The sequence below is a fragment of the Paenibacillus hemerocallicola genome (assembly GCF_006265175.1).
In the GTDB taxonomy this organism is placed as follows: Bacteria; Bacillota; Bacilli; order Paenibacillales; family NBRC-103111; genus Paenibacillus_AB; species Paenibacillus_AB hemerocallicola.
Map to the genome: position 1 here is coordinate 29,707 of NZ_VDCQ01000012.1, position 22,551 is coordinate 52,257.

The window sequence follows — 22,551 nt, forward strand, 5'->3', positions numbered from 1 at the left end:
ACACTCCAAAGTCGATTATATTATACTTGTGTGGATAAACAGGATAGGATACGGGTTTGGGGGATAAGCATTCATGACAGAAAAAGTAAAAGTGGTCACGCTCGGCTGCGAGAAAAATTTGGTCGATTCGGAAATCATGTCCGGTCTCATTCACGAACGGGGTTACTCGCTTGTGGACGACAAGGAGGAAGCGACCGTCATTATCGTCAATACGTGCGGTTTCATCGATGCGGCCAAAGAAGAGTCGGTCAACACGATTTTGGATTTGGCGGATTTGAAGGAAACGGCGAACTTGAAGGCGCTTATCGTTTCCGGCTGCCTGACGCAGCGATACAAAAAAGAACTGATGAACGAAATGCCGGAAATTGACGGAATTGTCGGTACCGGCGACTTCGACAAAATCAACGATATTATCGATGAAGCGTTGGCAGGCCGAAAACCGATTCTGGTAGGCAATCCGGCGTTCAATTACGAGAAGCAGCTGCCGCGAAGGATGACGACTCCGCGCTATACGGCATACGTCAAAATTGCCGAAGGCTGCGACAACGCTTGCACGTTTTGCAGCATTCCGCTTATGCGGGGCAAATTCCGCAGCCGCTCGATCGAATCGGTCGTCGCCGAAGCGAAGCAATTGGCCGCGCAGGGCGTCCGGGAAATCAGTCTGATCGCACAGGATTCTACCAACTACGGGACCGATCTGTACGACGGGTTCATGCTGCCTGGCTTGCTGAACAAAATTACCGAGGTTCCCGGAATCGAATGGGTGCGTCTGCATTATGCGTATCCCGGCTTTTTCACGGACGAATTGATCGAAACGATCGCCAGCAATCCGAAAGTATGCAAATATATCGACATGCCGCTGCAGCACAGCGAAGACGCGATCTTGAAGCGGATGCGTCGCCCGGGACGGCAGAGGGATACGCGAGAGCTTGTTAACAAAATACGGTCCCGCATTCCCGATGTAGCATTGAGAACGTCGCTGATCGTCGGCTTTCCGGGAGAGACGGAGCAGGATTTCGCCAACTTGTGCGAATTCGTCAAGGAAATGCGGTTCGACCGTCTCGGCGTGTTCGCTTATTCGAAAGAGGACGATACGCCGGCAGCGCGGCTTCCGGATCAAATTCCGGATGACGTGAAGGAGTATCGGGCAACATCATTGATGGAAATTCAGCGGGAAATATCCCGCGCGGAGAACGGCAAACGAATCGGTCAGGAATTGAACGTATTGATCGAGCGTTACGATGGCCGCAACGATGTATATGTCGGACGCTCCGAATTCGACGCACCGGACGTAGACGGGGAAGTATTCGTGACCCGCTGTAACGCGGGCATTGGAGAAATGCAAAAAGTACGCATCACGCATTCCTTCGAATTCGACCTGTCCGGGGAGGGAATAGCATGAATCTGGCCAACCGGATCACGCTGGCGAGAATTTTTCTCGTGCCTATCATCATGTTTTTTCTGCTGGTCAAGCTCGATCTTCCCCCGATCCGGATCGAGCAGTTCAGCATTACATACAACCAGATCATCGCGGTGCTGATCTTCATTATCGCGGCCAGTACGGATAGTCTGGACGGCTATATTGCCCGCAAGCATAAGCTGATAACGAACCTGGGCAAGCTGCTCGATCCGTTGGCGGACAAGCTGCTCGTAACGGCGGTGCTCGTCTCCCTCGTGGACATGGGCAAGCTGGATGCCTGGATTGCCGTCGTCATCATCAGCCGCGAGTTTGCCGTAACCGGATTGCGTTCGATATGCGCGGCGGAAGGAATCGTGATAGCGGCCAGCAAGCTGGGGAAATGGAAGACGGCAGCGCAAATTACGGCCATTATCGCTTTGCTTATCAACAATTTTCCGTTTGCGTTTCTCGATATCCCGTTCGATCTGATCATGAGCTGGATCGCCGCGATTATTACGATTTATTCGGGTATCGATTATTTTGCGAAAAACTGGCACGTCATTCAGTTCGACAATTGACGGAGGTCGGGCCGGCATTCCGGCCCCGACTATGCGGAGGTAGCACGGATGAGAGCAGAAATCATTGCCGTCGGCACCGAGCTGCTGCTCGGTCAAATCGTGAACACCAACGCCCAATACATCGCGCAAGGCTGCGCGGGTATTGGGCTTAACGTTTATTATCAAACCGTAGTCGGCGACAACCGGGAGCGGATTCGCGAGGCGTTTCGCCTGGCCGCCGCCCGAGCCGACGTCATCATCGTTACGGGAGGTCTCGGACCTACGCAGGACGACCTGACGAAGGACGCGCTGTCCGAGCTGCTCGGCTTGCCGATGTCGATTCATGGGCCGTCGATGGAGAAAATAACGTCCGTCTTTCAATCGCGCGGTCTCGAGATGGTGAAAAGCAATGAAAGACAGGCCCATGTTCTGGAAGGCTGTACGCCTCTCGACAACGATAACGGGCTTGCCGTCGGCATCGGACTGACGAAGGACGGCACGCATTACGTGCTGCTTCCGGGACCGCCCAAAGAAATGAAGCCGATGTTCGACCTTCGCGCCATCCCGTGGATCCGTTCGGTCATGGGAGAGGAAGCGGCGCCTCTGCATTCGAAAATGCTCAAATTCGCCGGGATCGGCGAATCCAGCCTGGAGCACCGGCTGATCGACCTGATCGACGGCCAGCAAGACCCGACGATCGCTCCTTATGCGAAGGAAGGCGAGGTAAGCATCCGGCTTACCACCCGGGCGACTTCTCCGGAGGAGGCCGAGCGGAAGCTTGCCGAGACCGAGCGGGAAATCCGCGGCAGGGTCGGCGAATACATCTATGCCGATCGGGACGTTCCGATCGAACACGAGATCGTCTCGCTGCTGATTCGCTCCGGCAAGACGGCGGCGACGGCCGAGAGCTGCACGGGCGGGATGGTGAGCGAAATGATTACGGCGATTCCGGGCAGCTCGGCCGCTCTTCGCGGAGGAATCGTCTGTTACACGAATGAAGCGAAGCATGAGCTGCTGGGCATTCCGTCGGAATTGTTGGAGGGAGAGGGCGCACCCGGAGCGGTAAGCGCCGAGACGGCCGCGCTGTTGGCCGAGCGGGTGCTGGAGCGGAATTCTTCCGATTACGGGCTGTCCGTCACCGGCGTCGCGGGTCCGGCCGAGTCCGAAGGCAAGCCGGTAGGGCTCGTGTATATCGGGGTGGCCGAACGTGGGCGTTCCCCGGAGGCGATCAAGCTGCAGCTTTCCGGCAATCGCGGCTCGATCCGTTTGAAGGCGGCGAAGCAGGCGTTGTATTTGCTGTGGCAGCGGCTGAAGTAATGCGGGGAGAGGACGGCGGAAAGTTCGTATTGCCTCGCGTCCTCCTTTAGCTTATACTGAAATTATTGGAACGGAAGCACCGTTACAACTGGCCGGCAATGCCTTTTGTAGCGGTGCTTCTTTTGCCGTCTTCGCGTGCGTTTGCGCATATTCGGGAAACGGATGAATCCGTTCGTGCCATATCCGGAATGGAATGGACGACCGTTTCGCGAAAAAATGCGAATGTATGTTCGAAAAAACACTTGGCAAACGGCGGAAAACGATGTATCATTACAAATAGAAACGATAAAAGGAAGTGAGTATGTTGTCAGATCGCCGTGCTGCGTTAGAAGTGGCCCTTCGTCAAATCGAGAAGCAATTTGGCAAAGGATCGATTATGAAATTGGGCGAATCCGCTCACATGCAGGTGGAAGCCGTCTCTACCGGAGCGCTTGCACTCGATCTTGCACTCGGAGTTGGCGGATTCCCCCGGGGTAGAATTATCGAAGTATACGGCCCCGAATCGTCCGGTAAAACGACTGTGGCGCTGCATGCGATTGCAGAAGTGCAACGAATCGGCGGACAAGCCGCCTTTATCGACGCCGAGCACGCGCTGGACCCGTTATACGCCAGCAAACTGGGCATCAACATCGACGATTTGCTTTTGTCGCAGCCGGATACCGGCGAACAGGCGCTTGAAATTGCCGAAGCGCTCGTTCGCAGCGGAGCGGTCGACATCATTGTTATAGACTCCGTAGCCGCACTCGTACCGAAAGCGGAAATCGAAGGGGAAATGGGCGATTCCCACGTCGGTTTGCAGGCCCGTCTCATGTCGCAGGCGCTGCGCAAGCTGTCGGGCGCGATCAACAAGTCGAAGGTCATCGCCATCTTTATTAACCAATTGCGCGAGAAGGTAGGCGTCATGTTCGGCAATCCCGAGACGACTCCTGGCGGACGCGCGCTCAAGTTCTACTCCACGGTCCGGCTGGAAGTGCGGCGCGTCGAGACGATCAAGCAGGGCAACGACATGGTCGGAAACCGTACCCGGATTAAAGTCGTCAAGAACAAAGTAGCACCTCCGTTCAAGCAAGCCGAAGTGGATATTATGTACGGGGAAGGCATTTCCCGCGAGGGCAGCATCGTCGATATCGGCACGGAAATGGATATCGTCAACAAAAGCGGAGCCTGGTATTCGTTTGACGGCGACCGACTCGGTCAGGGCCGGGAGAACGCGAAGCAATTTTTGAAAGATAATCCGCAGATCGCTTCCACCATCGAGAAGAAGATTCGCGATGCGAGCAATATGGCGAACGCCGGAGTTCTTTTGGCCGCTTCGGATGACGATGAGGACGAAGACGAATTGGCCGCATTTGAATAATTACAACTAAGAGATACGAATCGACCGCGCACCTTTGCGATTACAAGGTGCGCTTTCGGTTTTGTTCGGGGGCCCCGCCGAGTATTCGGATTATGCGATGGAGCGAAGGCTCCGCTTGTCGGGGAATTCGAATCGTTCCAAGGGAGGAAGTATGAGCACACCCGAATCCGTCATAACCGCCGTAGAGCGGCATCCGAAAACGGCGAGCCGTTATCTCATTTTCGTGGACGGGCAATATGCGTTTACCGTGCACGAGGATGTGCTGATCAAGCACCGGCTGCTGAGAGGGGAACAAGTGGAGCCCGAAAGGCTTCGTCTGGTGATGGAGGACGAAGAGCAGCAGAAGGCTTGGTCCGAGGCGTTGAAGCAGGTAGGGCGGCGTCCCCGCTCGGAGAAGGAAATCCGCCAATATTTGAAGCGGAAAGGGTATTTGCCGCCGCTGATCGACCGGATCGTGCAGCGATTGAAGGACCAGCGATATTTGGACGATGCCGACTTCGCCGCGCAATGGACGGAGCAACGAATATATTCGCAGAAAAAGGGGCGCCGGCTCATCAAGCAGGAGCTTCAGCTGAAGGGCGTCGCCCCGGCGACGATCCAACAAACATTGAACCAGGTTCCGGTCGATGAGGAGCAGCGTCTCGCGTTCGAGCTTGCCTCGAAAAAGTGGAAGGTGACGTCGGGAGACGTAATGGATAAAAAACGGAAAACGGCCGCCTTCCTGATGCGCAGGGGCTATTCCGCGCAAATCGTAGGAAATGTCATACGCAAGGTTACGGAAACATTCCGGGAAGAATCGGAAGGAACCGACGATGCGGATTTGTGGGATTGGCCGGAAGCGTAGCCATGATAGCGGCATGCCGGTATAAGCCGGCATTGTCTTTAATTCGGACGAACGGGGGATTCGTTATGACGGATACGATCAAATGGGGAATAATCGGCTGCGGAAACGTTACAGAGGTGAAGAGCGGACCGGGCTTCCAATTGGCCGAAGGGTCGGAACTGATCGCGGTCATGAGGCGCAACGGGGAGCTGGCGGCCGATTATGCCCGCCGGCACGAAGTGCGGAAGTGGTATGACGATGCGGATGCGCTTATCGCCGATCCCGAAGTGAACGCGGTCTATGTCGCAACGCCGCCTTCGACCCACAAAGCGTACGCATTGGCAGCGGCCAAAGCCGGCAAGCCCGTCTATGTGGAGAAGCCGATGGCGCTGCATGCAAGGGAATGCGTCGATATGATCGAAGCATGCCGGGACGCAGGCGTACCGCTGTTCGTTGCTTACTACAGAAGGGCGCTTCCGCGGTTTTTGAAAGTGAAGCAGCTGCTTGAGATGGGGACGATCGGGGACATCCGGTTCGTCACGACCGTACATACGAAAAAGCTGACGGAGGATCCGGCCAATTTGCCGTGGAGGGTCATTCCCGAGCTGTCGGGCGGCGGACACTTTTTCGATCTGGCCAGCCATACGCTCGATTTGCTCGACTTTTTGCTCGGTCCGATCCGCGATGCTTCGGGCAGGGCGTCCAATCAAGGGAAAGCGTACGCGGCGGAGGATATCGTCAGCGGTACATACGTGTTCGAATCCGGTGTCCAAGGAACCGGGCTTTGGTGCTTTACCGCTTACCAAGGCGGCGAAATAAACGAAATCGTCGGATCAAGGGGGAAGCTGACCTTCTCCACCTTCGGCAGCGAACCGATCCGATTGACGACGGCGGACGGTATCGGAGAGTATTCGTTGGAGCAGCCCAAGCATATCCAGCAGCCGCTTATCCAGACGATCGTGAATGAGCTGCTGGGGAAAGGGAATTGCTCCAGTACGGGAGTGTCGGCCCTGCGTACGGCCAAAGTGATGGACGAGCTGGCGAGCATGCGTTAATAGCGGAAGTGGAAATCTAGCCGGATGGAAGTGAGCCTGTTGATGACTCCAATCGGCCTTGAACTAGTCGAGCAAGCGAAACTGTATATCGGATTGGCGGCCGGGAGAAATCCCGGCTTTTTTCTTTTTTGACTTTTCTCCGAGTTAATTGATGTGAATGATGTGATAAAAAATCATTTTGAATTAAAGGACAAAGAAAACCTCTGCTATACTCTTTGTTTTCGGATGATCATCTTTTATTTTTCGGAAAAGGCGAACATCTTTATTCCAAAATGAATTAAAGTCGGTTATAATGGAACTATGGATGGAATGGACAGAATGGGGATGACCGACATGAGATCGCAGTTGAAGCGGCTGTGGCCGATTTTTTGGACGTTTTGCCGTATTGCTCCCATCACGTTCGGCGGCGGTTATGCAATGATTCCGGTTTTGGAGCAGGAAGCGGTACACAAGAGGCGGTGGATCAAACAAGAGGATGTCGCCGACGTGCTTGCCGTTTCGCAAACGATACCGGGAGCGGTCGCGCTTAACGCCGCCTCGTTCGTCGGCTACCGGGTAGCCGGAGTTGCAGGCGCTGTGACGGCCGTAATCGGCATGATGATCCCCACCTTCCTGATCGTGATCGGATTGGCGGCGCTGCTGCTAACGTTCCGCGATAATGCCAAGGTCGCCGCAGCGCTGCAAGGAATGAAGCCGGCCGTCATCGCGATGATCGTATTCGCGGGGTTTCGGATGGCGAGAACCGCGCTTGTCGATAAGGCAACTATTGCGATTTCTTTGATTGCCGCTCTTCTTTTGCTGCAAAATTTCGTTTCGCCCATTACGGTTATCGTGATCGGTGCGATTGCCGGGATCGTCATAGGGAGCTGGAAGCATAAGCGCGGCATCGATGCGGCTCCGGTCCGCCGTTATACCGATCCCGATTATTTTATCGGAGACGGCATCTAGCAGAGGAATGGAAGAGACGAAAGCAGCAGGAGGCGCATGAGGGATGCTATGGGAAATGTTCGTCACGTTCATGCTGATCGGCTTCGTATCGGTAGGCGGCGGGTATTCGATGGTACCGGTCATCGAGCACGAGGCGATTTCACGCGGATGGATGAATGGGGAAACGTTTTCTGATATGATTGCAGTAGCGGGAGCCTCGCCGGGTCCGATTGCCACGAACACCGCCATCATGGTAGGGTATCATGCGCATGGCTGGCTCGGCGCGGCCGTTTCCGCGATCGGAATGACGCTGCCCTCGCTGCTGCTCGTTATCGCGGCAGGTTTGCTGTTTGCCAAATTTCAACATCATCCGATGGTGGAATCGGCGTTTTACGGCTTGCGGCCGATTGTTGCCGCGTTGATTTTTTATGCGGCGTACCGGCTGCTGATGACCGGCGGCACGGCTTTTGCGATCGATTGGAAAACGGTCAGCTTCCTCGCCATATTCGCCGGTGCTTTAATCGCCCTGATGCGCTATCGCGTTCATCCTTTGGCGGTGATTACGGTTTCCGGTCTGGTGGGTGTAGCCTTGTATGCCTAATTTGGAAGAATGGATCCCGAACCGGAAAGCGAAGCAAATATTGGCCGAAATCCGGAAAAGGGGTATCGTATCGAAATTCGATCTGCTCGATTTAAGCGGGCTGACGTCAAGCACGCTGACGAGGATGCTGGAGGAGCTGACCTCCACGGGCTGGATCGAGGAAAGCGGACTGGGCGAATCATCGGGCGGCAGAAGACCGCTCTTATACCGGTTGAAGCACGACAGAGGCTATGTGCTCGGTCTCGATGTGTCCCGTGCAACGACCCGTCTTGTATTATGCGATCTGCACCTGGAAAAGATCGATTCCGCCTCTTGGCAAATGACGGAACGGATGACCCCCGACCTGCTGCTGCAGGAAGTCGTTCAGGCGACGAGAAGGATGACGGCCAAGCATGCGCTTGAACCGGATAAGATTCTCGGGATGGGAATCGGAGCCGTCGGTCCGGTAGACCGGGCGAAAGGCATGATGCTCAACCCGCTGTATTTTCCGGCCGAAGGCTGGAGTCAGCTGCCGATCGGACCTAAGCTGGAGCGCGAGCTCGGGGTGCCCGTCATGCTGGATAACGGGGCCAATACGGCGCTTCTGGCCGAATATTGGGCGGGATCCCAGCAGTACAGGCATCTGCTGTACGTTCGTGCGGGTGTCGGCTTGCGTTCCGCGATGATGTCGAACGGTCAGCTCGTATACGGCGCAGTCGATATGGAAGGCTCTGTCGGGCATATGATTATCCAGACCGACGGTCCGCCGCATCCAGAACGTCCGCACGTGTTCGGCTGCCTGGAATCGTTCGTATCCATTCCGGTGCTGGAGAAGCAAGCGGCCGTCCGATTAAAGCAAGGCAGACGCAGCGTGCTGACCGAATGGGTGGACCAACCCGACGAAGTCGGCTTTCCGCAATTGCTGAAAGCTTTATCTGCCGATGATCGGCTCGTCACGGAGCTGTTTACCCAAGCCGCGACTTATTTTGGGATCGGACTATCCAATTTGTTGAACATTTTGCATCCGGAAAAAGTCATATTAGGCGGTCCGCTCATTACGACGAACGAGCTGTTTTATCAGATCAGCACGCAGGTCGCATTGAAAAATACGTTGTATTATCCGGCGTATCCGGTCACCTTTACGCGAGGCAAGCTGTCGGACGATGCGCTGGCCGTCGGAGCTGCCGCGATGGTGATTGACAGACTCACTTTATAGCCGGATGACGAAGCGCTTTCTTGTTGCTTGACAAGCCTCTTTTGCAAACGATAAAATGGGTGTGTACATTCCGTTTTCGCCGGATTTCGCACCTTTTTTCCTTATTGCAGTTTTCACCGCGGCATCGGCTGAAATCCGCGCAAATGCATGATCATCCGGCCTGTACAACCGGAACTTGGATTGAAACGAAACAAAACCGGAATAAAAAACCGAATATCCCAAGCTAACCCTTGGAGGCTTCAACGAGGAGGTGAACAAGATGCAGACTTTCATCTGGATCGTCATCGTTCTCGTTGTTGGCGCAATATGCTTTGGGATTGGTTATTTTATCCGCAAGTCCCTCGCCGAGGCGAAAATTTCCAGCGCCGAAGAGGCGGCCCGCCAGCTGATCGAGGCGGCGAAGAAAGAAGCCGACGCTCAGAAAAAAGAGGCGGTGCTGGAAGCGAAGGACGAAATTCATAAACTTCGCGCCGAAGCTGAAAAAGACATTCGTGAACGTCGGAATGAAACTCAACGGCAAGAAAGACGATTGTTGCAAAAAGAGGAAACGCTGGATAAAAAGCTGGAATCTCTGGAGCGTAAAGAAGAACAGATCGCCAACAAAGAGAAACGAATCGACGAAACGCAAGCGCAAATCGATCAGTTGTACCGCAGTCAAGTCGCCGAGCTGGAACGTATATCCGGTTTGACGATGGATGAAGCGAAGCATATCATTTTGTCCTCCGTCGAACAGGAAGTTCGTTACGAGACGGCTCAATTGATCAAGGATATCGAGAACCAGGCGAAGGAAGAAGCCGAGAAGCGGGCCCGCGAGGTGATTACACTTGCGATCCAACGTTGCGCGGCGGACCATGTCGCGGAAACGACCGTTTCCGTCGTCGCTTTGCCGAACGAGGAAATGAAAGGCCGCATCATCGGACGCGAAGGCCGCAACATTCGCGCACTCGAAACGTTGACCGGGATCGACCTCATTATCGACGACACGCCGGAGGCGGTTATCCTGTCCGGCTTCGATCCGATTCGCAGGGAAATTGCCAGGACCTCGCTCGAGAAGCTCGTCGCGGACGGCCGGATTCATCCGGCGCGGATCGAAGAGATGGTCGAGAAATCGCGCAAGGAAGTGGACGAGCGCATTCGCGAATACGGCGAGCAGGCGACGTTCGAGACAGGCGTGCACGGACTGCATCCGGACCTGATCAAAATTTTGGGCCGTTTGAAATTCCGTACAAGCTACGGTCAAAACGTACTGAAGCATTCGATGGAAGTCGCTTATTTGGCCGGTCTGATGGCCGGAGAGCTGGGAGAAGACGTGACGCTCGCGAAACGCGCCGGACTTCTTCACGATATCGGCAAAGCGCTCGACCACGAAGTCGAAGGCTCCCACGTCGAGATCGGCGTCGAAATCGGCAAGAAATACAAAGAGCATCCGGTAGTCGTCAACAGTATCGCTTCCCACCATGGCGACTGCGAAGCTACTTCGGTTATCGCCATGCTCGTCGGAGCCGCCGACGCACTATCCGCCGCAAGGCCGGGAGCACGGCGCGAGACGCTCGAAACGTACATCAAACGTCTCGAGAAGCTGGAAGAAATCACCGAATCGTTCGAGGGTGTCGAGAAGTCTTACGCGATACAGGCAGGACGCGAAGTGCGGGTCATGGTGCAGCCGGAGAAAATCGACGATACGGAAGCGTTCCGATTGGCGCGCGACATTACGAAGAAGATCGAAAGCGAGCTGGACTACCCGGGTCACATCAAGGTTACCGTCATACGCGAGACCCGTGCGGTCGAGTATGCGAAGTAAAATAAGTTATAACGATTTCGAATGAAGCGAGAAGTGGCTGCTCAGCCACTTCTCGCTTGCTTTTGCCAATAACCGGCTTACCAGAGGAGGAGAGTTCCATACGCATCCTGTTTATCGGCGATATTGTCGGAGGCTCCGGTCGGAGAGCCGTCAAAACCTTATTGCCGGAGCTCAAACGAAAATACGATCCGGCTTTTATCGTGGCCAACGGCGAGAACTCGGCCGGGGGGCGCGGCATTACGGCCCAAATCGCCAAAGAATTGTACGATCAAGGCGTGCACGGCATAACGATGGGCAATCACACATGGGATAACAAAGACATCTTCAATTTCATCGACGAGGACGAACGGATGATCAGGCCGGCGAATTATCCGCCCGGAACGCCCGGCAAAGGAGTTGCCGTGCTGCGAAACGCCTCGGGCAAAGAGCTCGTTATCGTCAACACGATGGGACGCACCTTCCTGCCGCCGCTCGATTGTCCGTTTCAAACGATAGACGGCATACTGGACAAGCTCAAAAAAAAGCATAAGTTTATTTTCGTCGATTTCCACGCCGAGGCGACTTCGGAAAAAATCGCGATGGGCTGGCATCTGGACGGCAAAGTATCCGCCGTAGTCGGAACGCACACCCATGTACAAACGCATGACGAGCGCGTGCTTCCGAAGGGAACCGGGTACGTGACGGACGTGGGAATGACCGGCGCCCGCGATGGCGTGCTAGGGATGGAACGCGATGCGGTGCTGCAGAAGTTCAAGACGCAGCTGCCCGTCCGTTTTACGGCGGATGAAGGCAAATGGATGTTCCATGCTGTCGTGGTCGATCTGGACAATGATACGGGTTTTACCAAAAAAATCGAGCTTATCCGCAGATTTGAGACGGAAGCCGTTTTCGAATAAAAAGGTACGTACGGAACCGGAAACTTGCGCGGAATTGTGCGAATTGACTGAAACTTTCGAAAATAATAGTCCGAACGGCGTTCGGGAAGAAGGAATTATTCAACGCTTGCACGAATAGTGTAGTAGTGGAATTCATCCAACATTCCCGAGGAGGTCTTGCCATGGAAGTATTAAAAGTTTCAGCAAAGTCCAATCCAAACTCCGTAGCTGGTGCATTGGCCGGCGTTTTGCGCGAACGCGGGGCGGCTGAGCTGCAAGCCATCGGCGCAGGTGCACTGAATCAAGCAATTAAAGCAGTAGCGATCGCACGAGGGTTCGTAGCACCCAGCGGCGTCGATTTGATTTGCATCCCGGCATTTACCGATATCGTCATTGACGGTGAAGACCGGACTGCAATCAAATTGATTGTAGAACCTCGATAATAGGCGGATCGATTTCCACGATTACCGAATGAACGGATGAAAGCTCCCGAAAGGAGCTTTTTTGCTGTACTTTCATATATGCGTCGGAAATAAGGAGCGGTGACGATGAGCGGCATTATAGATGGGCACTGCGATGTGCTGAGTAAGCTGATGCTTGACCCGGGGCTCGATTTCGGCTTGAACGAATCGGGGCTCGACGTGACATTGCCAAAGCTTCGTCAAGCCGGGGCATTGATGCAATGCTTCGCTATCTGGATTCCGGAAACGGTCCATGATCCGGGGATGAAGCATTTGCTTTCCGGGGTGGAGCTTTTTTGGGAACGGATCGCGGGACAGGCGGGAATGAAAGGCGTGCGGACAGCCGAGGATTTGAGGTCGGCGATCGAGCATGGGCAGTTGGCGGCACTCCTGACTGTCGAGGGCGCTGACGGGCTAAACGGCAGCATGGATCATCTGCGGACGCTGTTCCGGCAAGGAGTCCGTTGTCTCGGCCTGACGTGGAATTACGCCAATTGGGCGGCTGACGGCGTTGCGGAGCCCAGGAAGGCCGGACTTACCGTGAAAGGAAGACGGCTTGTTAAAGAATGCAATCATTTGGGAATAATAATGGATGTATCCCATTTGGCCGAGCGCGGCTTCTGGGAGTTGGACGAACTCAGCGACAAGCCCTTCATCGCGTCCCACTCGAACGTGCTGGAATTGTGCGGGCATCCGAGAAACTTGAACAAGCGGCAAATAGCCCGGATCGGCGAACGGGGAGGGGTAATCGGAATCAACTACTATCCTCCGTTCCTGAGTTCGGACGCCAATGCGACAATCGATCATGTTGTCCGACATATCGAGAAGGCGTGCGAGTGGGGCGGTGAGCGCGCTGTCGCGTTAGGGTCCGATTTCGACGGGATCGGCAAAAAAGTGGAGGGCCTGGAAGATCCGGCGGGGATCGCCCGATTGAGCGAAGCGTTGGCCAAAAGGCTCTCGGACGACCAGGTCGAGCGGATACTATATCGGAACTGGTATGAATTTTTTGTGACGGAGCTGCCGAAATCAGAATACTAGAATAAAAATCAATCTATATTTGAGAACGGTTCGATCTAAAATAACTATGTTTAAAAGTTTTGAATTCGCTTGCTTTTTCATGTGCGAAAGCATAAAATCGTAGGGAATGATAAGGAATTATGAAGAGTTATGCGTATTTGTACAACCAGCAGCTTTTATTTCCGAGAGGCACACCGCAGCTTTCCCCCAAAAAAGTGAACGATAGGTTTGAAGATTATTCCTAATTGCTTCGCGGGGCCCATTTGCTTGCGGGAGTTTTTTTGCTGTGCGGACGCAAAACGCTTTCATGCTTTAAAGAATGCAACACTTTCTGTAACGTTCAAAATGTTAGGACACAGTTCAAAGGAGTGGACGTTGTGATCGAGCAATTGTCATGGAAAGTCGGGGGGCAGCAAGGGGAAGGTGTCGAGAGTACGGACCGCATTTTCTCTACAGCCCTAAATCGTCTTGGCTACTATCTGTACGGCTATAGACACTTTTCTTCCCGGATCAAGGGAGGACATACGAACAATAAAATCCGTATCAGCACGAAGCCTAAGAGAGCGATATCCGACGACCTGGACATTTTGGTCGCTTTCGACCAAGAAACAATCGATTTGAACGCGCATGAGCTTCGTCCCGGCGGAGTCGTGGTTGCAGACGCGAAATTCAATCCGACCTTACCCGAAGGAATAGATGCACGTTTGTTCCCGGTGCCGATTACGGCGATTGCCGAAGATCTGGGAACGGCGCTGTTTAAAAATATGGCCGCATCGGGCGCATCCTGGGCTTTGCTCGGATTGCCGCTTGAAGTGTTCAACCAAGCGGTAGAGGAAGAATTCGGACGCAAAGGTCCTGCCGTCGTAGAGAAAAACGTCGAAGCGGTAAAACGCGCGGCCGACTACGTCATCGAGCTTGCCGGCGGTCCTTTGGAAGAGTTCAAGCTTGCTCCTGCCGATGGCAAACAAAAGCTGTTCATCATCGGGAACGATGCGATCGGTCTTGGCGCAGTGGCCGCAGGCTGCCGCTTTATGCCAGCGTATCCGATCACGCCGGCATCCGAGATTATGGAGTATTTGATCAAACGGCTGCCGAAATTCGGCGGTACGGTAATCCAAACCGAGGACGAAATCGCGGCAGTCACGATGGCGATCGGCGCCAACTACGGCGGCGTACGCGCGCTTACCGCATCCGCGGGTCCCGGCTTGTCTCTCATGATGGAAGCGATCGGTCTCGCGGGAATGACGGAAACGCCTGTCGTCATCGTCAATACGCAGCGCGGCGGACCGAGCACGGGGCTTCCTACGAAGCAGGAGCAAAGCGATTTGAACGCGATGGTATACGGAACTCACGGAGAAATCCCGAAAATCGTCCTCGCGCCAAGCACCGTGGAAGAATGCTTCTATGATACGATCGAAGCTTTCAACATGGCCGAGAAGTTCCAATGCCCGGTTATTCTGATGACCGACCTTCAGCTGTCGCTCGGCAAGCAATCGTCCGAGCTGCTCGATTATGACAAAATCGTGATCGACCGCGGCAACCTTGTTACGGGTACGGAGAAGATCGAAGACGGCAAGCTGTTCAAACGTTACGAATTTACGGAAGACGGTATCTCTCCGCGCGTGCTGCCGGGCGAGCTTGGCGGTCTCCATCACGTTACGGGCGTAGAGCACGACGAGACCGGACGCCCTTCCGAGAGCCCGATCAACCGTCAGAAAATGATGGATAAACGTCTGGCCAAGCTGAAAAGCTTGAAGCTGCCTAACGCGATCGTAGCGGACGCGCCGCACGATCAAGCGGACTTGCTGATTATCGGCATGGGCTCGACAGGCGGAACGATCGACGAGGCAAGAGGTCGACTGGATAAAGACGGCATCACGACGAATCACGTCACGGTACGTCTGATCCATCCGTTCCCTGCCGAAGAAGTCGCCGCCCAAATCGCAAAAGCCGATAAAGTGCTTGTCGTGGAAAATAACGCCACCGCACAATTGGCCGATCAAATCAAGCTGCATGTCGGACACGACAAAATCGTCAGCATGCTTAAATATGACGGAACGCCGTTCCTGCCTTCGGAAGTATATTCTCAATGCAAGGGGCTGAAATAAGATGGCTACATTAAAGGATTTCAGAAATAATGTAAAACCGAACTGGTGCCCGGGCTGCGGCGATTTCGCCGTACAAGCCGCCATCCAAAGAGCGGCCGCCAACGTCGGTTTGGAGCCTGAAAACTTGGCTATCGTTTCCGGTATCGGTTGTTCCGGCCGTATCTCCGGCTATATTAACTGTTACGGCTTCCACGGTATCCACGGCCGTTCGCTGCCGATCGCGCAAGGCTTGAAAATGGCCAACCGCGAGCTTACGGTAGTCGCATCCGGCGGCGACGGCGACGGCTTCGCCATCGGACTCGGACATACGATGCATGCAATCCGCCGCAATATCGACATGTCTTACATCGTTATGGACAATCAAATTTACGGGCTGACGAAGGGGCAAAACTCCCCGCGCAGCGCGAAAGGATTCGTCAACGCGAAGTATACGCCGCAAGGCTCAATCGAGACCGAGCTGGCTCCGCTTGAAATGGCGCTTGCCGCGGGAGCTACGTTCGTAGCCCAATCGTTCTCGAGCAACCTGAAGCAATTGACGATGGTTATCGAAGAAGGCATGAAGCATCAAGGCTTCTCGTTCATCAATATTTTCAGCCCGTGCGTGACGTTCAACAAGACGAACACGTACGAGTGGTTCAAGGAAAACATCGTCGATCTCGACGAGTTCCCGGACTACAATCCGAACGACCGGGTAATGGCGATGACGAAAATTATGGAAACGAACGGCATGCTGACCGGGATCATTTACCAAAACAAAGAAAAACAAAGCTACGAGCAGCTCGTTCCCGGCTTCAAGCAGGAAGCGCTGGCGAAACAAGACCTCAAAATTACCGAAGCCGAATTCGAGAAGCTGGTAGCGGAATTCAGATAATTGGTACAATAGCAGCGAAAACCTCCATGCCCACGAATGAACGTGGTGATGGAGGTTTTTTTTGAGCCGTTTTGGCGCAATAGCACTTTCTTATACGTTAGGCAGCACAGATTGCCGTTGAGTAGTTTCATGGGAGAGCTCTGCGACGATTTTCCTTTTTTTGTGATAAAACGTGTACGAGCCGCCTATCAATACAAATCCGATCAGGAACAGCAGCCATTGGCTGGCGGGATCGCCTACAGCAATGCTGGAGTACATGGCGCCGAGCAAATCGAAGAACAGCCCGGCATAAGCCCATTCCTTGATTCTGGGGAATCCGGGCACGAGTATCGCCACGATCCCGAGCAATTTGGCAATCCCGAGAAACGGCAGCAGATAAGTCGGATAACCCAAATGCTCGAATAAGGCGACTGCGTCGGGAACGAGAATAATATCCGGGATCGAGCCGAGAACCATCAAGGCTGACAACAGCCCGGTAAAGCTCCAGTACAATACGTTAATCTTTTTCATTATTACATTCCTCCCAAGGTTTGGTGTTTTCATGGACTGAACCCGTTTGTCTTGATTCGAATATACCTTAACTGGAATATACTTGTCAAGGAATATAAAGAATTGAAATTGAAATCCGCACAAGATACGATTTTGAGAAACGTTAGGCCAAAAAAATTTACACAGCGATGATAAATACGGCATTGTAATTTAACAAAACTCATATACAATAAAGATGTAACTTAATAAAGCAAATTGATTAACTAAGAATAAGGAGGTCGTTATTCCTTACCACAGAGGAGATACTACCACAAGAGGTGATTCCATGGGCAAACTCAATAGGCGGCGAATTGCCGCGGTACTTGTTCTCGTCCTGCTCGCACTGGCGATATTCCCGGCATGCTCGACGGATAGCCGGAATGCGGTTGCTGGCACGGGAGCGGCTGCAGGTCAATCGGGCAGCGTCGAGAAGCGGTCGACACCTGAGAACGGGGCGAATCCGGAGAGCTCGTACTCAAAAAGCACGGCAGTGGGAACGGACCATCTATTCGACCGCAACCGTTACAACGATGTGCTGCGGATCCGTTACCTACATCTGACGGGCAAGGAGGTTATGGGAGACAGTATCCTGATCCAGACGCCGGACGGAAAGTCGATGCTCATCGACGGAGGGCTTCCCGGCGCAGGCGGGCAAGTTGTGGCTTATGCCAAAAAGCTCGGACTCGAGCGGATCGATATCGCGTTGAATACGCATCCGCATACCGATCATATCGGGGGGTTCGCGGCTATCGCGAATATGTTGCAGGTCGGTCAGCTTTACATGGAAAACTTGCCTTATGCAGGCTCCCAATCGTATGAGAAAGCGGTTGCAGCATTCGAGGGCAAACAAATACCGATCAAGTTTTTGGAAAGAGGGGATACGTTCCAGTTAGGGGACGAGGTCCGGTTCGAGGTTCTTAATCCTCCGAAGGGGGCGCTCCCGGGCAAGGTAAATCCGTCCGATTTGCCGGCAGTGAACTCACATTCCCTCGTCTTGAAGATGCACTATAAGGGACAATCGTTCCTTTTTACCGGCGACATTTATAAGGACAGAGAACTGGAGCTGATCCAGTCGATGGGAGGGGAGCTTCACTCCTTGGCGATGCATGTTCCCCATCACGGAAGCACGACCTCGTCCGGCTTTGCTTTTATACAGGCCGTAAAGCCGCAGGCAGCCATTATCAGCAACAACCATTTCAAAAACTGGGATTTGCTCCGATTGTACGATGCACAGAAAACGAAGGTGTACATTACGGAAAAGCACGGCAATATTTTGCTTGCGTTCGACGGTGAGCGGATGAACGTGCTCACCGAGAAAGAGTGGCAGGATCCTCCGGACTTTTTGAAAAATCAGTAGGATGTTCATCCTCTTCCGGTTGAAGCCTTTCTTATTCAAATCATTTGATTTATAATACAGAAAAGCTGTACCAAACCGGAGGAATCTATGCAGGCCAATAAACCGACCAGCAACAAATTGTTGAAATCGATTAACCAGCAAAAGGTGCTGCGCCTGATTTACACGGACGGCCCTATTTCGCGAGTGGAGCTTGCGGATAAAACCGGCTTGACCCAGCAGACGATTACGAATATAGTAAATCGTCTGTTGCAGGACGATATCGTTCTGGAGATGGCTCCGGCAGCGAGCAGCGGCGGACGCAAACCGGTTCCGCTCGTCATTGACGGAAGCAGCATGTACGCCATCGGCGTCGAAGTGGCCGTCGAATATGTGCGCGGCTCATTAATGGATTTCCAGAACAATCGAATCCATGAAGTGACGAAGCGGAAAGAAGGGCCCGAGGGCTATCCGTTAAACTACATCATCGGAGCCGTGGACGAATTGCTGCTGCACGTCCCGGACAGAAGCCGGCTGAAAGGAATAGGCTGCAGCATCCAGGGGTTGGTCGATTCCAGTCAAGGAACGGTCATTTACTCTCCGGGACTCGGGTTCCGCAATTATCCGCTCAGGGACCGGCTGGAGGAAGCGTATGGGCTGCCCGTCTCTCTGGAGAACGACGTGAACTTGCTTGCGCTGGTGGAAAATTTGAAGGGTACGCTGGCCGCATCGCAAAACAATATTACACTCAAGTTCGATTACGGCATCGGCGGCGCGATCGTTGTCAATAGTCAGCTTTGCTCGGGTGCCAATCATGTAGCCGGCGAATTTGGCCATTTCAAGGTCGAGACCGGCGAGAGAGCTCTAAAGTGTCATTGCGGCGCCAAAGGTTGCCTGACGACGATCGCTTCGATCAGCGGCCTGCGTCGCGCCAACTGGAAGCTGGAAGCTTTGCGCTCCGGCGTGAGGGAGCAGGAGCCGGAAGCGGCGGCCAAATTCAATCACATCGCCGATGCGATAGGACTTGCGCTAAGTAACGTGATTACGTTTCTAAATCCGGAGCATGTGCTGTTGACCGGTGCGCTCGTCGACGAACTGAAGGATGAGCTGCTGCCCGTCTTGAGAGAACGGATCGGAATTACCGTTCCGGAGACGTGCAAGGGCGTCGAGCTGATCGTTTTGCCGATGACCCCGAATGAGTCTATTTCCGCGGCGGGGCTTGTCATAAACGAGTTTTTCGAGGTTCCGCTGGAGCAACTGTCTCTCTGAGCATAGCGAAGACGATGATCCGCCGGGGGTGTCGTCTTCGCAAGGAAAACTTTTGTATTGCGAAATCGGGTAAAATTCGTTATTATCTTAATAAATCAAATTGATTAATAAGGATCGGGAGTGATTGAGTTTGACAAAGAAGAAGAAAGCAATGTATGGCTCGATGGCGTTAGCTGCCGTGATTGCGCTTACAAGCTGTGGCGGCCAAAGCGATAAGGGAGGCGCGCCGACAACCGGAGCATCGGAAGCCGGAGCTTCCCAGACGACTGTACCCGAGCTTGCGATTACGGAACCGGTAACCGTGAAGCTGTACTCGCACTATGCGGCGATCAACAACGAAAACGATCTTCAGGCGCTGTTCAGCACCGTACGCGAAAAGCACCCGAACATTAAAATCGAGCTGATCAAAGGCATTACGCTTACGGACATGATAGCGGCCGGCGAAGTTCCCGATCTGGTGGCGACTACCCACTTCTATATGAACGGACTGCTCCAGCTGGGTGTTGCCGGCGATTTGAACGAGTTCGTCAAAACATACAAAGTCGATCTGGCGCAGTTCGAGCCCCAAGCGATCAATGCGGTGAAAAGCTACGGTAAAAAAGGGGAGTTGTACGGCATTCCTTATACGTTGAATTACGGGGTGCTGCTGTACAATAAAGATATTTTCAACAAATTCGGAGTCCCGTATCCGAAGGATGGCATGACCTGGGAGCAAGCGATCGATCTCGGCAAACGCGTGACCCGTATGGATAGCGGGACGCAATTTATCGGCCTGGACCTCGGTACGGACAGAACGTTGGCCCGCGGATATTCGCTCGGCACCGTCGATAGTCAAGGAAAGGCTGCCTTCGATTCGGACGGCTATAAGAAAACATTGACTCTGATGAAGAACGTGTACGATATTCCGGGGATGATCGGGGATAACAAAAAATACACATACGGCGTAGATTATTTGATCAAGGACCAGAAGCTGGCAATGTTTCCTTCCTGGCTCGCGGCGATTACAAGCCGTCTGAAGGCGGTCGAAGAAGCCGGGCAAGCATTTGATTGGGATGTCGCGGGGCATCCGGTGTTCGCGGACAAACCGGGTATCGGCAGAGAAATCGAATTTCAATCGCTCATGGTGCCGCCGACCGCGAAAAACAAAGAAGCCGCTTATCGCGTCATTCTCACGATGATCGGGGAACAGTCGCAGTCGGTCATGAACAAAGACCGCAACTTGACCATATTGAACAAGTCGGAGATGAAAAATCAATTTTCCTCGAACACGGACATCTTCAAAGGAAAAAATTTGGCGGGCGTATTTTCCGTCAAGCCGGCCGAGGCGCCGATTGCGTCCGATTACGACAATGAGAACTACAAGTATTTGCGTGAAGCGACAGAGAACATGATTTTTAACGGAGTGGACATCAACAGCGCGCTGCGTACGGCCAATGAGAAAGCGAATAAATATATCGACGAAGTAAAAGCGAGATAAGAAGCCGTGGACGTTTTAAAGTAGAAGCAAGGGGCTCCTGTCGGGGGCCCCAAAGTCGTCATGAAAGGAAGTTCGAATTGTACGTTACTATAAGCTTGGCGGGTATGGTAGTATTGGCAGTGCCGGCTGTATATTTTATATGGATGCATGCTTCCCGTCTGCGGGAAAGAGACGCGGATGCGTTAATCATTTTGGGGTATCGATGCGATCAAGGGCAGATTCATCCTCTGCTTCAGGATAGATTGGATACGGCGATCCGGCTCATGGAGCGGCACCGGTATCGATACGTGATTTTGTCGGGCGGAGCGGTGGCCTCCAGTCGGAGCGAGGCTGACATTATGCGGGACTATTTGATCCGGAACGGCATACGGGAGGAACGATTGCTTCTGGAGCAGAAGTCGCGCAACACGGTTCAAAACATGGTCAATTGCAAAATATTGATGGAGCGGCACGGCATGAAATCTTGCCTGCTCGTCTCCAATTCCTTTCATATCCGGCGCATGAAATATATTATGAACGCCTTGGACATGCCGGCATTTTTTTATGCCAACCGCGAGCCGATGAAGGTTATCGGGCAGTGGCGGATCACGTTTCAGGAAATTCGCGCTTTCCGTCTGACGCTGCCTTGGCTGGAGAAGGCGCTGCGGCAAGCCCCCGGCGAGATGATGGGAGCCGCAGTCAGGAAAGTCGGGACGCAAGCCAAAGAGCTTGGAAGCTGACCGGTGACTGCTGGTGCGGCATGCACGGCTGTCCCGGATGAATGGGAAATCGTTCCGTAAGGGAGACAACGAAAGGAGAGGGAAGCATTACAGCTTATCGATTGCTTGCACTGGATATGGACGGTACGTTGTTGACCGACGACAAGAAAATAACGGAGGAAACGCGCCGTTGGATTCGGCTGGCGGAGGAAGCGGGCGTCAAGGTCATATTCGCGACGGGCCGCGGCATGCAGACCGCCGGATCGTTTTGGGATGAGCTAGGCCTGCAATCCCCGATGGTGCTGCTGAACGGGGCGGAAATATGGGAGGGGCCGGGTCGCCTGCATGAACGGGTATATCTCGGAAGAGAGGATATACGCCGTCTCCACGGACTGGCAGTCGATGCGGGAGCGTCTTACTGGGGCTACAGCGTGGAAAGCTTGACGAACAACCGGCATTGGAACGAGGACATGTTCAACCGGGATTGGATGAAATTCGGCATCAGTCACAAGGATCTTGCGGTCATTCGGAAGCTGCGCGAGGAAGTTCGGAGCTGGGGGCACCTGGAGATTACCCGATCCGCGGACATCAACATGGAAATATCGCTGTCGGGCATCAGCAAAGCGTCAGGCGTACAAAAGGTATGCAAGCTGCTCGGCATTACGATGGACCAGGTTATGGCGGTCGGCGATCACCATAATGACTTGCAGCTGCTGCTTTCGGCCGGACTCGGCATAGCGATGGGCAATGCGGACGAAGACGTGAAGCTTGCCGCCGACGGGGTCACGGATACGAATGAGCGTAACGGAGTGGCGAAGGCGATTCAAAAGTATTTGTTTCAAACGGACCCGGCACAATTCGCCGGATAGCCTCGAGCTTCCT

The 22,551-nt window shown here is 53.7% G+C and carries 21 protein-coding genes; 20 read left to right on the forward strand and 1 reads right to left on the reverse strand.

Translation table 11 applies throughout. The annotated features are described in order from the left end of the window. The first annotated feature begins 73 nt into the window (after positions 1-73). From rimO to FE784_RS10955, 15 genes are all read left to right on the forward strand, one after another. A complete protein-coding gene (gene rimO, locus FE784_RS10885; protein WP_139602230.1) occupies positions 74-1,402 on the forward strand; it encodes a 30S ribosomal protein S12 methylthiotransferase RimO in 1,329 nt (442 codons plus the stop codon). After that, positions 1,399-1,977 carry a CDP-diacylglycerol--glycerol-3-phosphate 3-phosphatidyltransferase gene (pgsA, locus tag FE784_RS10890; protein ID WP_139602231.1) on the forward strand — a complete coding sequence of 193 codons (579 nt, stop codon included), beginning with the start codon at positions 1,399-1,401 and terminating at the stop codon, positions 1,975-1,977. The genes rimO and pgsA overlap by 4 nt, the downstream gene beginning before the upstream one ends. A gap of 48 nt (positions 1,978-2,025) precedes the next feature. Continuing rightward, the gene (locus tag FE784_RS10895; protein ID WP_139602232.1) at positions 2,026-3,273 is read left to right on the forward strand and encodes a competence/damage-inducible protein A; all 1,248 of its coding nucleotides are present in this window, start codon (positions 2,026-2,028) and stop codon (positions 3,271-3,273) included. Positions 3,274-3,577: 304 nt separating this feature from the next. Then, the gene (gene recA / locus FE784_RS10900; RefSeq protein ID WP_139602348.1) at positions 3,578-4,630 is read left to right on the forward strand and encodes a recombinase RecA; all 1,053 of its coding nucleotides are present in this window, start codon (positions 3,578-3,580) and stop codon (positions 4,628-4,630) included. A gap of 151 nt (positions 4,631-4,781) precedes the next feature. Continuing rightward, positions 4,782-5,474 (forward strand): regulatory protein RecX, encoded by a 693-nt coding sequence (locus FE784_RS10905; protein WP_176706113.1) that lies wholly within the window; start codon positions 4,782-4,784, stop codon positions 5,472-5,474. Between the two features lie 65 nt (positions 5,475-5,539). Further along, positions 5,540-6,508, forward strand: a complete 969-nt coding sequence (locus FE784_RS10910) for a Gfo/Idh/MocA family protein (protein WP_139602234.1) — start codon at positions 5,540-5,542, stop codon at positions 6,506-6,508. 333 nt (positions 6,509-6,841) lie between these two features. Next, complete coding sequence (locus FE784_RS10915) at positions 6,842-7,456, forward strand: chromate transporter (RefSeq protein ID WP_139602235.1); 615 nt, start codon at positions 6,842-6,844, stop codon at positions 7,454-7,456. Between the two features lie 43 nt (positions 7,457-7,499). Beyond that, positions 7,500-8,036: a chromate transporter gene (locus tag FE784_RS10920; protein ID WP_139602236.1), complete on the forward strand. Its 537-nt coding sequence runs from the start codon at positions 7,500-7,502 to the stop codon at positions 8,034-8,036. Continuing rightward, positions 8,029-9,231: an ROK family transcriptional regulator gene (locus tag FE784_RS10925; RefSeq protein WP_139602237.1), complete on the forward strand. Its 1,203-nt coding sequence runs from the start codon at positions 8,029-8,031 to the stop codon at positions 9,229-9,231. The genes FE784_RS10920 and FE784_RS10925 overlap by 8 nt, the downstream gene beginning before the upstream one ends. 259 nt (positions 9,232-9,490) lie before the next feature. After that, entirely contained in the window at positions 9,491-11,032 is a 1,542-nt protein-coding gene (gene rny, locus FE784_RS10930) for a ribonuclease Y (protein WP_138878030.1), read from the forward strand. A 98-nt stretch (positions 11,033-11,130) separates the two neighbouring features. Then, complete coding sequence (locus tag FE784_RS10935; RefSeq protein ID WP_139602349.1) at positions 11,131-11,928, forward strand: TIGR00282 family metallophosphoesterase; 798 nt, start codon at positions 11,131-11,133, stop codon at positions 11,926-11,928. A 161-nt stretch (positions 11,929-12,089) separates the two neighbouring features. Continuing rightward, positions 12,090-12,350, forward strand: a complete 261-nt coding sequence (locus FE784_RS10940) for a stage V sporulation protein S (RefSeq protein WP_006286829.1) — start codon at positions 12,090-12,092, stop codon at positions 12,348-12,350. A 105-nt stretch (positions 12,351-12,455) separates the two neighbouring features. Beyond that, positions 12,456-13,406: a dipeptidase gene (locus FE784_RS10945; protein WP_139602238.1), complete on the forward strand. Its 951-nt coding sequence runs from the start codon at positions 12,456-12,458 to the stop codon at positions 13,404-13,406. A 356-nt stretch (positions 13,407-13,762) separates the two neighbouring features. Further along, positions 13,763-15,493 carry a 2-oxoacid:acceptor oxidoreductase subunit alpha gene (locus tag FE784_RS10950; RefSeq protein ID WP_139602239.1) on the forward strand — a complete coding sequence of 577 codons (1,731 nt, stop codon included), beginning with the start codon at positions 13,763-13,765 and terminating at the stop codon, positions 15,491-15,493. 1 nt (position 15,494) lies between these two features. Further along, positions 15,495-16,364 carry a 2-oxoacid:ferredoxin oxidoreductase subunit beta gene (locus tag FE784_RS10955; RefSeq protein ID WP_139602240.1) on the forward strand — a complete coding sequence of 290 codons (870 nt, stop codon included), beginning with the start codon at positions 15,495-15,497 and terminating at the stop codon, positions 16,362-16,364. Between the two features lie 90 nt (positions 16,365-16,454). Here FE784_RS10955 and FE784_RS10960 read toward each other — a convergent pair whose 3' ends face one another. After that, a complete protein-coding gene (locus FE784_RS10960) occupies positions 16,455-16,874 on the reverse strand; it encodes a DoxX family protein (RefSeq protein ID WP_139602241.1) in 420 nt (139 codons plus the stop codon). A 304-nt stretch (positions 16,875-17,178) separates the two neighbouring features. On the opposite strand from FE784_RS10960, the gene FE784_RS10965 reads away from it, so the two are divergent. The 5 genes from FE784_RS10965 (at position 17,179) to FE784_RS10985 (ending at position 22,538) form a co-directional block, all read left to right on the forward strand. Beyond that, positions 17,179-18,249, forward strand: coding sequence for a ComEC/Rec2 family competence protein (locus FE784_RS10965; protein WP_139602242.1), 1,071 nt, complete (start codon positions 17,179-17,181; stop codon positions 18,247-18,249). 87 nt (positions 18,250-18,336) lie between these two features. Continuing rightward, positions 18,337-19,494 (forward strand): ROK family transcriptional regulator, encoded by a 1,158-nt coding sequence (locus FE784_RS10970; protein ID WP_139602243.1) that lies wholly within the window; start codon positions 18,337-18,339, stop codon positions 19,492-19,494. Between the two features lie 130 nt (positions 19,495-19,624). Then, entirely contained in the window at positions 19,625-20,971 is a 1,347-nt protein-coding gene (locus FE784_RS10975; protein WP_139602244.1) for an ABC transporter substrate-binding protein, read from the forward strand. Positions 20,972-21,048: 77 nt separating this feature from the next. Next, on the forward strand, positions 21,049-21,690 hold the full coding sequence (locus tag FE784_RS10980; RefSeq protein WP_139602245.1) for a YdcF family protein: 642 nt from the start codon (positions 21,049-21,051) through the stop codon (positions 21,688-21,690). A gap of 41 nt (positions 21,691-21,731) precedes the next feature. Next, positions 21,732-22,538: a Cof-type HAD-IIB family hydrolase gene (locus FE784_RS10985; protein ID WP_246131983.1), complete on the forward strand. Its 807-nt coding sequence runs from the start codon at positions 21,732-21,734 to the stop codon at positions 22,536-22,538. Positions 22,539-22,551: the final 13 nt, after the last annotated feature.

Bases quoted from the DNA above. Each gene is read 5' to 3' on its own strand.
- FE784_RS10945 (WP_139602238.1), top strand. From the start codon at position 12,456: ATGAGCGGCATTATAGATGGGCACTGCGATGTGCTGAGTAAGCTGATG.
- FE784_RS10895 (WP_139602232.1), top strand. From the start codon at position 2,026: ATGAGAGCAGAAATCATTGCCGTCGGCACCGAGCTGCTGCTCGGTCAA.
- FE784_RS10920 (WP_139602236.1), top strand. From the start codon at position 7,500: ATGCTATGGGAAATGTTCGTCACGTTCATGCTGATCGGCTTCGTATCG.
- pgsA (WP_139602231.1), top strand. From the start codon at position 1,399: ATGAATCTGGCCAACCGGATCACGCTGGCGAGAATTTTTCTCGTGCCT.
- FE784_RS10985 (WP_246131983.1), top strand. From the start codon at position 21,732: ATGGGAAATCGTTCCGTAAGGGAGACAACGAAAGGAGAGGGAAGCATT.
- rny (WP_138878030.1), top strand. From the start codon at position 9,491: ATGCAGACTTTCATCTGGATCGTCATCGTTCTCGTTGTTGGCGCAATA.
- FE784_RS10960 (WP_139602241.1), bottom strand. From the start codon at position 16,874: ATGAAAAAGATTAACGTATTGTACTGGAGCTTTACCGGGCTGTTGTCA.
- FE784_RS10940 (WP_006286829.1), top strand. From the start codon at position 12,090: ATGGAAGTATTAAAAGTTTCAGCAAAGTCCAATCCAAACTCCGTAGCT.
- FE784_RS10915 (WP_139602235.1), top strand. From the start codon at position 6,842: ATGAGATCGCAGTTGAAGCGGCTGTGGCCGATTTTTTGGACGTTTTGC.
- FE784_RS10910 (WP_139602234.1), top strand. From the start codon at position 5,540: ATGACGGATACGATCAAATGGGGAATAATCGGCTGCGGAAACGTTACA.
- rimO (WP_139602230.1), top strand. From the start codon at position 74: ATGACAGAAAAAGTAAAAGTGGTCACGCTCGGCTGCGAGAAAAATTTG.
- FE784_RS10925 (WP_139602237.1), top strand. From the start codon at position 8,029: ATGCCTAATTTGGAAGAATGGATCCCGAACCGGAAAGCGAAGCAAATA.
- FE784_RS10965 (WP_139602242.1), top strand. From the start codon at position 17,179: ATGGGCAAACTCAATAGGCGGCGAATTGCCGCGGTACTTGTTCTCGTC.
- FE784_RS10970 (WP_139602243.1), top strand. From the start codon at position 18,337: ATGCAGGCCAATAAACCGACCAGCAACAAATTGTTGAAATCGATTAAC.
- FE784_RS10905 (WP_176706113.1), top strand. From the start codon at position 4,782: ATGAGCACACCCGAATCCGTCATAACCGCCGTAGAGCGGCATCCGAAA.
- FE784_RS10955 (WP_139602240.1), top strand. From the start codon at position 15,495: ATGGCTACATTAAAGGATTTCAGAAATAATGTAAAACCGAACTGGTGC.